This window comes from Halomonas sp. B23F22_10, assembly GCF_043496975.1.
In the GTDB taxonomy this organism is placed as follows: domain Bacteria; phylum Pseudomonadota; class Gammaproteobacteria; order Pseudomonadales; family Halomonadaceae; genus Halomonas; species Halomonas smyrnensis.
The window spans coordinates 228975-241015 of record NZ_JBIEKF010000004.1 but is presented as its reverse complement, the minus strand read 5'-3'; the positions used below and the strand labels follow the sequence as shown (position 1 = coordinate 241015).

The window sequence follows — 12041 nt, the reverse complement described above, 5'->3', positions numbered from 1 at the left end:
CCGGCCCCGAGGCCAGTGAAGAAGGGTCGCGCGCGCCCTCGCCGCCGCCTACTCCACGTGAATGGTGATGGGCTCGGAGGCCACGACCGGCTCGAAGCTCAGGTGGCGATAGTCGAGAAACAGCAGCTGCAGGGTGTGCTCGCCGGGCGAGAGCTCCAGCGTGGTCTGGGTCTGGCCGCCGCCGAAGTGGCGGGTCTGCTCGGTGGCAGGCATCGGCGCAGTGAGATCCACCTCGTCGAGGGGCGTGTCGATCAGCAGGTGGTGGTGGCCGGTGTTCTCCACCTCGTTGCCGGCCGGGGCGACGCCCATGCCCTCGAGCCCCATGCGCACGGTGACGGGGCCCTCGACGGTGGCGCCGTCCTCGGGCGTGATGAAGTAGACCTCGGCGTCGGACGGCGCCGCGATGGGCTCCATCTGGGCCAGGGCGGCGGCCGGCAGCGCGGCGGCCAGCGAGACGATGCATCCTGCAAACCAATGACGCATGGCGATACCTCGATAGAAGAAGGCTGAAGTGTCAGGACGGTCCTTCGCCCGATGTCTGCCGGGCGGCCATCCGCGAGCGTGACAGTTTCAGTGTAACAACCATGAGGCATCGGGCCGACCACCGACACGCACGCGGGCCGGTGCTAGCCCTCGTCGGACGGCTCGCTCAAACGAAAGGCGCGCCGCTTCAGCTCGTCGATGCGCTCGGGCGGCGTGTCGCGCGTCACCAGCGCGATATCGCCGGCGAAGATCGCCGGCACCCGGGCCTGCTGATCGAGCATCACCAGGCGCATCGCCTCGGCCATGGCCACGCCGTTGTCGTCGTTGATGCGCATGGCGGTGACGTCCAGGCCACCGTCCTCCAGCGCCTCCAGCTCGGCCGCGCCGCCGCCCCAGCCGTTGAGCAGCACGTCCATGCGATCGGTCTCGCGCAGCGCCCGCAGCGCCGCCAGCGCCAGGTCGGTGGAGCCGGCGAAGATCATCTTCAGGTCGGGATGCTCCTGCAGGGTCTGCAGGGTGGCCCGATAGGCCTTCTCCGGGTCGCCGTCGGTGTCGTAGCTCTCCACCTCCTCCAGTTCGGGGTAGCGGGCGGCCATGGCGTTGAAGGTACCGTCGCGCATGCGGCTGACATAGCCGGACGAGAAGTGCAGCGTCATGTACTTGCCCCGGTAGCCGGCCCGCTCGAGCATCCAGTCGGCGATCAGCCGCGTGCCCTGCACGTGGTCGAAGCCGACATAGAGAAAGGGCTGATCGTCCTCCCAGTCGGCCAGCGGCGTGGTGATGTTCTGCAGGATCAGCCGCGGCCGGCCGAGCGCCAGCACGCGCTCGATCATGCGCAGATGCGGCACGGTATCGAGGGTGAAGATCAGGTAGTCCGGACGCCACTGCAGGGCCGTGTTCAGCTGCCGGGCCTGCAGGTCCACGTCCACCGTCGGCCGCGACAGGTAGATCTTCAGCTGGTAGGGAAGGCGCAGCGCGCGCAGCCTGGCCTCCATCGACGCCAGGCTGCGCCGCCAGTAGTCCGAGGCCTGCAGGGCGGGATAGATGACGGCGATGCGGATCTCGCGCCGGGGCGGCGCGGTCAGCGGCAGGGCCGGCGCCTGGACCCGCGCGTTGAAGTCCGCCATCAGCGCCTGCTGCTCGGGATGGCGCTGCAGGTAGTCATCGATGCGCATGAAGTCGTTCGCCGCTCGCGCCGACTCCCCTGGCATCACCACCATCCATAGCACGACCAGCTGCACGGCGAACCGGGCGATCGATTGGCATCCGGCCATCTTCGACCCCTTGTCATGTTACCGCCCCGCCCGCGACTCCGATCGGGGCACCAGGGGGCACTGTAGCGCATGACACGGGCCGTGGCGACGCGCCGGAACCCGCGCAACGTCGCCGAACCGGCCGCCATCATCTAATAAGATAACGCTTATATAATGTGTGCCAGCACGAGCCGGGACAGCGCGGCGGCGTCAGGCCATGGCCGCGGGCGGGGCGATGACCAGCTGCAGGGCGATGGCGGCCATCATCAGGCCGATGGCGCCGTCGATGCAGCGCCACGCCAGCGGCCGCGACAGCCACGGCGAGAGCAGCGCCCCGCCCCAGGCCAGCAGGCTGAACCACAGGATCGAGGCGCTGCCGGCGCCGACCACGAACGCCACGGCGCTGTCCTGCTGGGCGCCGATCGAGGGAATCAGCAGCAGGGTATCGAGATAGACCTGGGGATTGAGCACCGTCACCGCCAGCGTCGCCAGCAGCACCCGGGCGATGCCGGTGTCGCGAGCCTGCTCCACCGCCAGCCCGGCGCGACCGACGGCGGCGCGATACAGCGCCTGGACGGCCAGCCAGCCGAGGAAGGCCACGCCCAGCCAGCGCAGCGCCGCCAGGGTGCCGGGGAACGCCAGCAGCAGCGCGCTCATGCCGAACATGCCCGCGGTCAGCAGCAGCAGGTCGGTGCTCATGCACAGACCCGCCGACCACCAGTGATAGCGGCGCCGCACGGCAAGCCCCAGCACGTAGGCGTTCTGTGCACCGATGGCGACGATGATCCCGCCGCACACCACCAGTCCGGCCAGATAACTCTCCAGCATCGATCCTCCCGATCGTCCCGATGAACATGGCACGGCAGCGGGCATTCCCGGGCCGTCGTGAGCGCCAGACTAGCCGCGGGGCGTTATACTGAAAAATCATCTTCCTAATACTGCATCAGTTCTTCTTATGATCGACTACAAGCTGCTCGAGGCGCTGGCCACGGTGATCGAGACCGGCGGCTTCGAGCGCGCCGGCGAGACGCTGGGGCTGTCCCAGTCGGCGGTCTCGCAGCGCATCAAGGCGCTGGAGATCCGCCTCGGCCAGCCGGTGCTGATCCGCCATCCGCAGCTGGCTCCCACCCCGGCGGGCCGGCGGCTGCTCAACCACTATCAGCAGGTGCAGCTGCTGGAGCGCGACCTGCGCACCGCCCTGCCGACCCTGGACGCCGCCTCGCCGCGGCTGCGCATCGCCATCAACGCCGACAGCCTGGCCACCTGGTGGGCCGAGACCGTCGCCGAGCTGTGCCGCGAGGAAGGGCTGCTGCTCGACCTGGTCATCGAGGATCAGGACGTGGGCCTCAAGCGGCTGCGCGACGGCGAGGTGGCGGCCTGCCTGTGCGCCAGCGACCAGCCCATCGCCGGGGCCCGCTGCGTGCCGCTGGGCACCATGGTCTATCATCCCTTCGCCACGCCGGCCTACATCGCCCGCCATTTCCCCGACGGCCCCACCGAGGCGGCCTTCCGCCACGCGCCGGCGATCGTCTACGGCCCCCACGACCAGCTGCAGCACCGTTTCCTCGCCCAGTGCGGCTATCACGGCGCCTTTCCCTATCACCTCTGCCCCTCGTCGGAGGGCTTCGTGCGCCTGGCCACCGCCGGCATCGGCTACGGCATGATGCCGCGGCGCCAGGTGGCCGAGCTGGAGGACGCCGGCCGGCTCGCCAGCCTGGCCCCGTCGCACTGCCTCGAGGTGCCGCTCTATTGGCATTTCTGGCGCCACAGCGGCGCGCTGCTGGAACGACTGACGAGCGCGCTGGGCGAGGTGCAACTAACCTGAGCAGACGGTGCCAGGCCCCGAGCCGGCCGCTGTGTTCTTCTTCCGACGGAGCCTGCCCCACGATCGATCATTCATTCCAAGCCAAAGCCGATAAGGAGGTTCGCATGAAGGTCTACAAGCCCGAATGGCGCTGCACCCTGAGCGTGACCGAAGGCGCGGAAGCATCGGCCAGCTGGAAGACCCGCCTCGCCTGGCGGCTGAGACGGCTCGCCGACCGCCTGGAAGGCGGTGGAAGGACGATCAGGCTCCACTGTCATACCGAGCCGACCGTGGCCCGGGAAGACATCGACGACTGCCTCGGCAAGGGCTTCCTCCTGGCCCAGGGGCTGCTCACCGAGCTCACCCAGCAGGCCGCCTGCGAGGACATCATGCGCGATGCCAAGGCGGAGCTCTTCGAGCGGGCCGCCACCGATCCCAAACCCTGACCGCGATCCGCCGCCCTGCCATGGGCGGGGCGGCGACGGTCATCGAATCGCCATGCTGCACTGCAACAAAACGAGCTACACTGACGGTATCTCCCCCGAGAGGACCGCCATCATGCCGTCCACCACCGCGATCTTCGACAGCTATGTCCTGAAATGCTGGGCCGACACCGCCCGGCTCCAGACCCTCGCCCTGAAGGCCCTGGCCGACTTTCTCGACGCACCGGATTCGCCCCGGCAAGACACCGATCACAACTGAGTGGCGGCCTGCCTCCCTGCCCCGTTCGGGCGATGTCGTCCAGGCGCCGAATTTGACACAGCCTATGGCCGCGCCCACCGGCACTATCAGATGTTGATCGTCGGAACCCTTCCATTGGGCGGAATCCGCCCGACAGCAGGCTCTCGCCATGGGGCGGCCATCGCAGTCGACCTCGAATGAGGTCCGCCGCCCCGCGATGCGACCGAGCGGTCGCCGTCAGGTCAGAGAGTGCAATAATCTTCCGCCTTGTAGCGCCCTGCGATCTCATAGTCGGTGCGAGGCGCCAGCATGAACTCACTGACACCATGAGGCGACTCACCCTCCTCGACGCCCCAGTCATAGGTCCAGCCCTCACGCGTCCAGGGCGCGCCCTCGGCACTGTAGGCGTTCCCCACGTTATCGGCGAACCAGGCGGCATAGGACTCACGCGTCAGATCCGGCACGGAGAGGTCCTCGGGGAATTCGGCGCGACATGCATGGCCCTCGGTCCCCGGATCGGCACAGGGTCTCAGCAGGCGCTCCGGCTCGACCCACAGGGTGACGAAGCGATCGTTCAACGCATAGGGAGGCAGGCCGAGGTGCTGGGAGATCCGCTGGTAGCCAGCCGCCCGATGCGACGGGTCGTCGGAAGACCAGTCGAGTCTCGAGCACCACTGCCTCAGTTCGGGAGCCAGGGTGACCCAGACCACGGGCCTTTCGGGCGGCGTGGTACCGGACGCCTCGGAGTAGAAGCGCTCGGCGGTGGTCCTGTTCGTCCACATGGCGACCCGAATCTGATCACCTCGGTTCACCACCTCCTCGGCATCATGGGGAGTGCGCAGGACAGGCTCCGGCTCGCGATCGTCATCGGTTACCGCCGCCCCGCGCAGGGCATCGGCGTAATCCCGCCCGAGGCTTTCACACTCTGCTGTGATGCTGGCCGCCAGGGCTTTCCCACCGGACGTCTCCGGCTGAGCCTCGGAGAGGCGTTGTCGAGTCACATCACAGACCTCAGCGGCGAGCGGGTCGTCCTGTGCGTCTGAGGAGGGCATCTCCGCGTAGGCGACAGACCACAGGGGCAGCGCGGTCAAACCGACGATGGCAAAGCTTCGTTTCATCCTTGAAGTCTCCTCTTCGTATTTGCGGTCTTGAGGTCAAGTTCCCGCTGGCATGAGCGCCCTCCGCCCGGACACTCGGTAACGACCAGGGACCCTCAGTGTACAGACAAAGGCCCCTTTACATTAGCAATGATGGATATTACGGCAAGGCCATCGGCGTCATCGCCCCGCCCTCCTTCTCACCCCCGACGGCGGACAGGCCATCCCCCGGACTGCTGTCTTACGACTTCGTACTGGACGAAGCGCGGACCGTGACAGCCGCCCGCATCCCGCCGACAATGCCGGGCTGCGCCCATCGTCCACGTGGAGTCTTCCATGCCGCTCGCCGTCAGCCTCATCGCCCCATCGTCCTTCACCGCCCCCGACGCCATCGATGCCGGCATTCGCGGCCTGGAGGCACTGGGCGTGGAGGTTCACGTCGAGGCACCGCTGCAGGCCCCCGAACGCTACCTGGCCGGCAGCCGCGAGCATCGCCTGACCCGGCTGCATGCCGCCTTCGATGCCCCCGAGACCCGGGCGGTGTGGGCGGTGCGCGGCGGCTACGGCGCCGCCCAGCTGGTCGACGGCATCGACTGGGCGCGCCTGGCGCGGTCGAACAAGCCGCTGATCGGCTACTCCGACGTCACCGTGCTGCTGGACCACTGCCACCGCCACGGCGTGCCGGCGATCCATGGCCCGGTAGCCAAGGCCGCCGGCGGCCTGCTCGAGAGTGACGGAACAGGCCAGGCCGACGAGCGCGACATCGTGCGCCGCCAGCTCGAGGAGACCCTGGCGCTGATCGCCGGGCCGACCGTCCTCGACTACCCCATCACCCCCTGGGCGAACGCGCCGACCAGACTCGAAGGGCCGGTCACCGGCGGCAACCTCGCCACCATCGCCAGCCTGATCGGCACGCCCGCCGGCTTTTGCGCCCCGGCCGGCTCGCTGGTGATCCTCGAGGACGTAGGCGAGCCCTACTACCGCCTGGAGCGCGCGCTGTGGCAGCTGGTGCACGGCGGCGCCCTGGAGCACGCCGCCGCGGTGTGCCTGGGCACCTTCGAGGGCTGCCGGCCCTACGGCGACACGCCGCTCGAGGCCATCGTCGCCGAGACCCTGGCCCCGCTGGGCCTGCCGCTCTACACCGGCCTGCCCAGCGGCCACGGCCTGCGCAACCGCCCCTGGCGCTACGGCGCCACCGGCCGCATCGCCGATGGCAGGCTGGTCATCGCATCCTGAGCCCGACCGACGGCATGCTCCAGGCACGCGGAGAAAATAATCGTCGAAAGTCTTTGACCTGAGCGGGCCAGCATGACACTGTATCGGCAGTTGGTGAGCAAGCAGCATGGTTCCAGAAGCAATCGATCTCTTTCGACCGCCTGTAATTGTATTTCTTGTTGTACCCGCTACTGATCCTGGGTAATACCAGAAACTTTACTAGGCGCTTAGCGCGAGAGGATTTATACATGGCTACTGGTACCGTCAAGTGGTTCAACGATTCCAAGGGTTTCGGCTTCATTTCTCCGTCCGACGGCAGCGATGACGTGTTCGCCCACTTCTCCGAAATTCAGGCTGAAGGCTTCAAGTCCCTGCAGGAAGGCCAACAGGTCTCCTTCGACGTGACTCAGGGCAAGAAGGGCCTCCAGGCCTCTAACATCAAGGCCATCGACTGATCCCCGGATCACGATGACCCGGTGAACCTTCCGGTTCACCAGAAAGGGGCCCGCTTCGGCGGGCCCTTTTCGTTTCTGGCGTTTCCGTTCCGTTCGAGCGCCCTCGCCTCGCTTTCGCCATGCAGGCCCCGGACGATGAGTGACGCCGCATGAGAAAACCCGCCGAATGGCGGGTTTTCTCGTCTCAGCGACTCGTCTCGGCAGCGTGCCGTGACACCCCGCTCACGCGCGGGCGCCTTCCGTGGCCGCCTCGTCGTCCTCGACGGGCCGCTCGCTCAGGCGTTCGCCCTCGCTGCGGCCGATCACGGCGGTGCCGACCAGGTCACCGGTGACGTTCAGCGCCGTGCAGCCCATGCCGACCAGGGCATCGATGGCGGTCAACAGCGCCACGGCCTCGATCGGCAGGCCGACCTGGGAGAACACCGTGGCGATCATCACGATGCCCGCACCGGGCACCCCGGCGGTGCCCACCGAGATCAGCGTGCCGACCACCACGACCTGCGCCATGCTGGCCAGATCCAGCGGCGCGCCCGCCACGTTGGCGGCGAACACCGCCGAGATGGCGATGCGGATCGCCGCGCCGTCCATGTTCAGGGTCGCGCCCAGCGGCAGGCTGAAGCCATAGAGCCCGCGGGACAGCCCCAGCCGGCGCGCGGCGTCCAGGGTCAGCGGCAGGGTGCCGGAGCTGCTCTGGGTGGCGAAGGCGGTGGCCATGGGCGTGCGCGCCTCGCGGAAGAAGTGGCGCGCCTTCACCCCGAAGCCCTTGAGCAGGCCGAGATAGACCAGCAGCTGCACGCCCAGCGCCACGTAGAGCACCACCACCATGTCGCCCAGCGACAGCAGCGTGCCGACGCCCTGCTTCGCCACGGTGCCGGCGACGATGGCGAACACGCCCACCGGCACCACGTGCAGGATGCCGCTCATCACCTTGAGGGTCGCGGCGTTGAGCGCCTCGATCAGGCCATGCAGGCGCTCGCCCAGCTCGGCATGAGTCTCGGACTGGCGCAGCCTGGCCACGGCCAGGCCGAACACCAGGGCGGTGAAGATGATGCCGAGCAGGTTCTGCTCGGCGAAGGCTCCGACGATGTTGGTCGGCACGATGCCGAGCAGCACCGAGAGGATGCCGGGATTCTCCGGCACCGACACCGAGCCGGCGCCCTCGAGCGTCATGCCCTCCCCCGGCGACAGCAGGCTCGCCACCGCCAGGCCGACGACGATCGCCAGCGCCGAGGTCACCAGGTAGTAGAGGAACACCTTGCGCCCGATGCGCCCCAGGCTGCCGTCGCGGCCCTGGTTGACGCCGGACATCAGGGTGAACAGCACGATCGGCAGGATGATGAACTTCAACAGCCGCATCAGCAGCTCGCCGAGCGGGGCCAGCGCCTGGCCGACGGCCGGGCCGCCGATCAGGCCGACCACGGCGCCCAGCACCAGGGCGATGGTGACGCGCAGGATCAGCGAGCTGTCGCGATAGCCGCGCCACAGGGGAAACAGGAGAGTGGACATCTTGACCTCTTCGGAAACGATAAGCGCCGCGGACCTTAGGCCCGCGGCGCCTTGTGTGCAAAGACCAGATGGTTAGGAGCTTATAACGTCCTGCGTCTTGTACTGGAAGTCGCTGGCGTCGTGACGCTCGTGCAGCTGCGTCTCCGGCTCGCCGAAGGTGCGGTTGACCATGCGGCCGCGCTGCACCGCCGGACGGGCATCGATCTCCTTGGCCCAGCGCACCACGTGCTCGTACTCGTGCACGCTCAGGAACTCGGCGGCATCGTACAGGCGGCCCAGCACCAGCTGGCCGTACCACGACCACACGGCCATGTCGGCGATGGTGTACGCGTCGCCGGCCAGATAGGGCGACTCGGCCAGGCGGCGGTTCAGCACGTCGAGCTGGCGCTTGGTCTCCATGGCATAGCGATCGATCGGGTATTCCAGCTTCTCCGGCGCATAGGCGTAGAAGTGGCCGAACCCGCCGCCGAGGAAGGGCGCGCTGCCCATCTGCCAGAACAGCCAGTTCATGGTCTCGGTGCGCCCCTCGAGGTCGCCCGGCAGGAACTCGCCGAAGCGCTCGGCCAGGTAGAGCATGATCGAGCCGGACTCGAACACCCGGATCGGCTCGTCCGGGCCATGATCGACCAGCGCCGGGATCTTCGAGTTCGGGTTGATATCGACGAAGCCGCTGCCGAACTGGTCACCGTCGCCGATGCGGATCAGCCAGGCATCGTACTCGGCGTCCTGATAGCCCAGCTCGAGCAGCTCCTCGAACAGCACCGTGACCTTCACCCCGTTGGGCGTACCCATGGAGTAGAGCTGGAACGGGTGCTTCCCGACCGGCAGCGCCTTGTCGTGGGTCGGCCCGGCGATGGGGCGATTGACGCTGGCGAAGGTACCGCCGCTGGCCTTCTCCCAGCTCCATACCTTCGGTGGGGTGTATTCGTTGCCTTGACTCATGACGCCTCCTCGATGGCGGGTGATGTCGCACACCCTAGCATGTGGGGGCACGTTAGCATCCTATCAAACCGAAAGCGCGAGTCTATCGGTCGTCGACGATGCCAGCCACGCACACAAAAAAACCACCGCCCTCTCGGACGGTGGTCGTCATCGTCTCCACGACAGAGCGTGGCGCTGGCCGGGCCTTACTTCCCCGCCAGCCACTCCGCCACCTGCTTGGTGTAGTAGCTGACGATCAGGTCGGCACCGGCGCGCTTGAAGCCGACCAGGGTCTCGAACACCACCTGCTGTTCGTCCAGCGCACCGGCCATGGCGGCGTACTTGATGCCGGCGTATTCGCCGCCGACCTGGTAGGAGGCCAGCGGCAGGTCGGTGCGCTGGCGCAGGTTGGCCAACACGTCGAGGTAGGGCGTGCCCGGCTTGACCATCAGGATGTCGGCGCCCTCGTCCTCGTCCAGCAGCGCCTCGACCAGCGCCTGGCGGCCGTTGGCGATGTCGAGCTGGTAGCCCTTGCGGTCGCCCTGGAGCTCGCTGTCCACCGCGGTGCGGAAGGGGCCGTAGAACGCCGAGGAGAACTTCGCCGAGTGGGCGAGGATCGCCACCTGCTCGAAGCCGGCGGCGTCCAGGCCCTCGCGCATGGCGCGCACCTGGCCGTCCATCATCGCCGAGGGCGCGAGCATGTCGGCGCCGGCGCGGGCGGCGGCGACGCTCTGCTTGACCAGGTTCTCCACCGTGGCGTCGTTGCAGACGTGGCCGTCCTCAACCACGCCGCAGTGGCCGTGGCTGGTGTATTCGCAGAAGCAGATGTCCGGGATGACCACCATCTCCGGGCAGGCCTGCTTGATGGTGCGGATCATGCGGGCCAGCAGGCCCTCGTCGTTCCAGGTGTCGCTGCCCAGCTCGTCCTTGTGGCGGGAGATGCCGAACGGCATCACGTAGCGCACGCCCAGCGCGGCCAGTTCCTTGATCTCGGCCTCGACCATGGCCTCCGGGTAGCGGACGATGCCCGGCATGGCGGACACCTCCTTGGGTTCGTCGATGCCTTCCTCGATGAAGATCGGATGCACCAGATCGTTGAGGGAGAAGTCGTGCTCCCGAACCAGATCACGCATGGCCGGCGACTGACGCAGCCGGCGGGGACGACGCAGGGGTGACGCTTCGAGTTGGCTCATGTTCATGGTTCCGCTTGTCGGCCCCTCGCGGCGCGCTTGGGCGCCGCGCCAGGGCCTGGGGATGTGGGGTCAGACGCCTACGCTAACATGGCGCCCGGTTAGCGCCCTATCCACTGCGACCCTTCGCCCCACCGGGGGTGTGCGCCGGCGGTCGGCCGGATCGCCCTAGGTTCGCACCAGCCGCGTCAGCCGCACGTCCACGGTGAGGCTGAGCGAGGTCAGCGCCGCGGCCCTCTCGCGCCCCTCGGCGCTGGCGCGATGCAGGTGCGGCGTCATCGCCAGCAGGTCGGCGATGGGCTCGGCGCCCTCGAGTGCGATGGGATAGCGCAGCGCCTCGGCGGGCCGCCGCGTGAAGCCCTCGGGCGCGGCCTCGTCGTCCTCGCGGGGCGGCTTCAGGCTGGGGTAGATGATCTCGCGAAGCTCGCGCAGGTGGTCCGGCCCGGCCTCGACCAGCAGCAGCTCGCCGCCCGGCTTCAGCACCCGGGCGAACTCCGGGTAGACGGGGAAGCCGAACAGGCACAGCACGCGGTCGAGGCTCTCTGCCTGCACCGGCAGCTGGGCGTTGGTGCCCACCACCCAGGTGGCGGCCTTCTCGCGCTTGGCGGCGGCCAGCACCGCCCACTTGGAGATATCCACGCCCAGCAGCGACAGCGTGCTCGCCCCGCCCTGCGCTGTCTCGCTCTCGGCCGCCACACCGGCAAGCTCGCGCAGGGCTCGTAGATAAAAGCCCTCGCCGCAGCCGGCATCCAGGCAGCTCAGCGTGCCGCCGGCGGGCGCTTCCGCCAGCACCGCGCGGCCGACCGCCTCGGCGATGGGCCGATAGTGGCCGGCCTCGAGGAAGCGCCGCCGCGCCGCCACCATCGCCTTGCTGTCGCCGGGATCGCGGGAGCGCTTGTTCTGCACCGGCAGCAGGTGCACGTAGCCCTGGCGGGCGATATCGAAGCTGTGCCCGGCCGGGCAGCGCCAGGCGCCGTCGCGACGCTCCAGCGGGTCGCCGTCCAGCGGGCAGGCCAGCGCCTCGAACGATGTGGTGCTCATGGGTCGCCGATCCCCTTCCTTTGCTGGGTTCCTTCCGCGCGGCATGACGCGCTCATGCCGCGGCGTGTTCACGGTCGCGCCATCGGGCCCCGCCCGATGGCGCGCTGGGCGACATTATACGCGGGCGGCCAGCCTTCCGACGGCGGCGATGGTCTCGTCGCGCTCGGCGCCGATCGCATCGGGCATGAAGGTATAGGCGACGGCGATCACCGCGCCGGTGGCCACATTCATCAGCGCCACGCCCACGCGGTCGTCGGCCTAACGCTCCAGCTCGCCCAACTGCCGCTCGAGATCGGCCGCACCGGCGGACGTGGTGAACACGCTAGCAAATGCCGGCTGACCCGCGGCGAGCAGAGTCGCCGGGCGGTCTGGCGCGAGGCAAAAAACTGATCCCG

General features: G+C 68.4%; 14 protein-coding genes. 5 read left to right on the top strand and 9 right to left on the bottom strand.

Annotated elements, in window-relative coordinates; translation table 11 throughout:
• Positions 1–48 precede the first annotated feature (48 nt).
• The 3 genes from ACGTNF_RS10895 to ACGTNF_RS10885 form a co-directional block, all read right to left on the bottom strand.
• Positions 49–483, bottom strand: coding sequence for a DUF4399 domain-containing protein (locus ACGTNF_RS10895; RefSeq protein WP_016853574.1), 435 nt, complete (start codon positions 481–483; stop codon positions 49–51).
• A 143-nt stretch (positions 484–626) separates the two neighbouring features.
• Complete coding sequence (locus tag ACGTNF_RS10890) at positions 627–1757, bottom strand: substrate-binding domain-containing protein (RefSeq protein ID WP_394601744.1); 1131 nt, start codon at positions 1755–1757, stop codon at positions 627–629.
• Between the two features lie 189 nt (positions 1758–1946).
• A complete protein-coding gene (locus ACGTNF_RS10885) occupies positions 1947–2564 on the bottom strand; it encodes a LysE/ArgO family amino acid transporter (RefSeq protein ID WP_016853572.1) in 618 nt (205 codons plus the stop codon).
• A 127-nt stretch (positions 2565–2691) separates the two neighbouring features.
• On the opposite strand from ACGTNF_RS10885, the gene ACGTNF_RS10880 reads away from it, so the two are divergent.
• From ACGTNF_RS10880 to ACGTNF_RS10870, 3 genes are all read left to right on the top strand, one after another.
• Positions 2692–3561 (top strand): LysR family transcriptional regulator ArgP, encoded by an 870-nt coding sequence (locus ACGTNF_RS10880; RefSeq protein WP_152479675.1) that lies wholly within the window; start codon positions 2692–2694, stop codon positions 3559–3561.
• A gap of 104 nt (positions 3562–3665) precedes the next feature.
• On the top strand, positions 3666–3986 hold the full coding sequence (locus ACGTNF_RS10875; protein WP_394601742.1) for a hypothetical protein: 321 nt from the start codon (positions 3666–3668) through the stop codon (positions 3984–3986).
• Positions 3987–4098: 112 nt separating this feature from the next.
• Complete coding sequence (locus tag ACGTNF_RS10870) at positions 4099–4242, top strand: hypothetical protein (protein ID WP_394601741.1); 144 nt, start codon at positions 4099–4101, stop codon at positions 4240–4242.
• Positions 4243–4463: 221 nt separating this feature from the next.
• Here the strand turns inward: ACGTNF_RS10870 and ACGTNF_RS10865 are convergent, their stop codons facing one another.
• A complete protein-coding gene (locus ACGTNF_RS10865; protein ID WP_394601739.1) occupies positions 4464–5339 on the bottom strand; it encodes a hypothetical protein in 876 nt (291 codons plus the stop codon).
• A gap of 315 nt (positions 5340–5654) precedes the next feature.
• Here ACGTNF_RS10865 and ACGTNF_RS10860 point away from each other — a divergent pair, with 315 nt between their 5' ends.
• A complete protein-coding gene (locus ACGTNF_RS10860) occupies positions 5655–6554 on the top strand; it encodes a S66 peptidase family protein (RefSeq protein ID WP_394601738.1) in 900 nt (299 codons plus the stop codon).
• Between the two features lie 227 nt (positions 6555–6781).
• Entirely contained in the window at positions 6782–6988 is a 207-nt protein-coding gene (locus ACGTNF_RS10855; RefSeq protein WP_016853567.1) for a cold-shock protein, read from the top strand.
• A 222-nt stretch (positions 6989–7210) separates the two neighbouring features.
• Here the strand turns inward: ACGTNF_RS10855 and ACGTNF_RS10850 are convergent, their stop codons facing one another.
• The 5 genes from ACGTNF_RS10850 to ACGTNF_RS10830 form a co-directional block, all read right to left on the bottom strand.
• Positions 7211–8494: a dicarboxylate/amino acid:cation symporter gene (locus ACGTNF_RS10850; RefSeq protein ID WP_394601737.1), complete on the bottom strand. Its 1284-nt coding sequence runs from the start codon at positions 8492–8494 to the stop codon at positions 7211–7213.
• Positions 8495–8566: 72 nt separating this feature from the next.
• Positions 8567–9436: a glutathione-dependent disulfide-bond oxidoreductase gene (gene yghU / locus ACGTNF_RS10845; RefSeq protein WP_394601735.1), complete on the bottom strand. Its 870-nt coding sequence runs from the start codon at positions 9434–9436 to the stop codon at positions 8567–8569.
• A 185-nt stretch (positions 9437–9621) separates the two neighbouring features.
• Entirely contained in the window at positions 9622–10608 is a 987-nt protein-coding gene (hemB, locus tag ACGTNF_RS10840) for a porphobilinogen synthase (protein WP_394601734.1), read from the bottom strand.
• Positions 10609–10773: 165 nt separating this feature from the next.
• Positions 10774–11646: a putative RNA methyltransferase gene (locus tag ACGTNF_RS10835; RefSeq protein ID WP_394601733.1), complete on the bottom strand. Its 873-nt coding sequence runs from the start codon at positions 11644–11646 to the stop codon at positions 10774–10776.
• A 114-nt stretch (positions 11647–11760) separates the two neighbouring features.
• The gene (locus ACGTNF_RS10830; RefSeq protein ID WP_272943079.1) at positions 11761–11886 is read right to left on the bottom strand and encodes a hypothetical protein; all 126 of its coding nucleotides are present in this window, start codon (positions 11884–11886) and stop codon (positions 11761–11763) included.
• Between the last annotated feature and the right edge of the window lie 155 nt (positions 11887–12041).

What these genes read in the sequence shown, in the direction of transcription:
- ACGTNF_RS10850 (WP_394601737.1), bottom strand. Translation starts at nt 8,494, where the DNA reads ATGTCCACTCTCCTGTTTCCCCTGTGGCGCGGCTATCGCGACAGCTCG.
- ACGTNF_RS10860 (WP_394601738.1), top strand. Translation starts at nt 5,655, where the DNA reads ATGCCGCTCGCCGTCAGCCTCATCGCCCCATCGTCCTTCACCGCCCCC.
- yghU (WP_394601735.1), bottom strand. Translation starts at nt 9,436, where the DNA reads ATGAGTCAAGGCAACGAATACACCCCACCGAAGGTATGGAGCTGGGAG.
- ACGTNF_RS10865 (WP_394601739.1), bottom strand. Translation starts at nt 5,339, where the DNA reads ATGAAACGAAGCTTTGCCATCGTCGGTTTGACCGCGCTGCCCCTGTGG.
- ACGTNF_RS10870 (WP_394601741.1), top strand. Translation starts at nt 4,099, where the DNA reads ATGCCGTCCACCACCGCGATCTTCGACAGCTATGTCCTGAAATGCTGG.
- hemB (WP_394601734.1), bottom strand. Translation starts at nt 10,608, where the DNA reads ATGAGCCAACTCGAAGCGTCACCCCTGCGTCGTCCCCGCCGGCTGCGT.
- ACGTNF_RS10835 (WP_394601733.1), bottom strand. Translation starts at nt 11,646, where the DNA reads ATGAGCACCACATCGTTCGAGGCGCTGGCCTGCCCGCTGGACGGCGAC.
- ACGTNF_RS10880 (WP_152479675.1), top strand. Translation starts at nt 2,692, where the DNA reads ATGATCGACTACAAGCTGCTCGAGGCGCTGGCCACGGTGATCGAGACC.
- ACGTNF_RS10855 (WP_016853567.1), top strand. Translation starts at nt 6,782, where the DNA reads ATGGCTACTGGTACCGTCAAGTGGTTCAACGATTCCAAGGGTTTCGGC.
- ACGTNF_RS10875 (WP_394601742.1), top strand. Translation starts at nt 3,666, where the DNA reads ATGAAGGTCTACAAGCCCGAATGGCGCTGCACCCTGAGCGTGACCGAA.
- ACGTNF_RS10885 (WP_016853572.1), bottom strand. Translation starts at nt 2,564, where the DNA reads ATGCTGGAGAGTTATCTGGCCGGACTGGTGGTGTGCGGCGGGATCATC.
- ACGTNF_RS10890 (WP_394601744.1), bottom strand. Translation starts at nt 1,757, where the DNA reads ATGGCCGGATGCCAATCGATCGCCCGGTTCGCCGTGCAGCTGGTCGTG.
- ACGTNF_RS10895 (WP_016853574.1), bottom strand. Translation starts at nt 483, where the DNA reads ATGCGTCATTGGTTTGCAGGATGCATCGTCTCGCTGGCCGCCGCGCTG.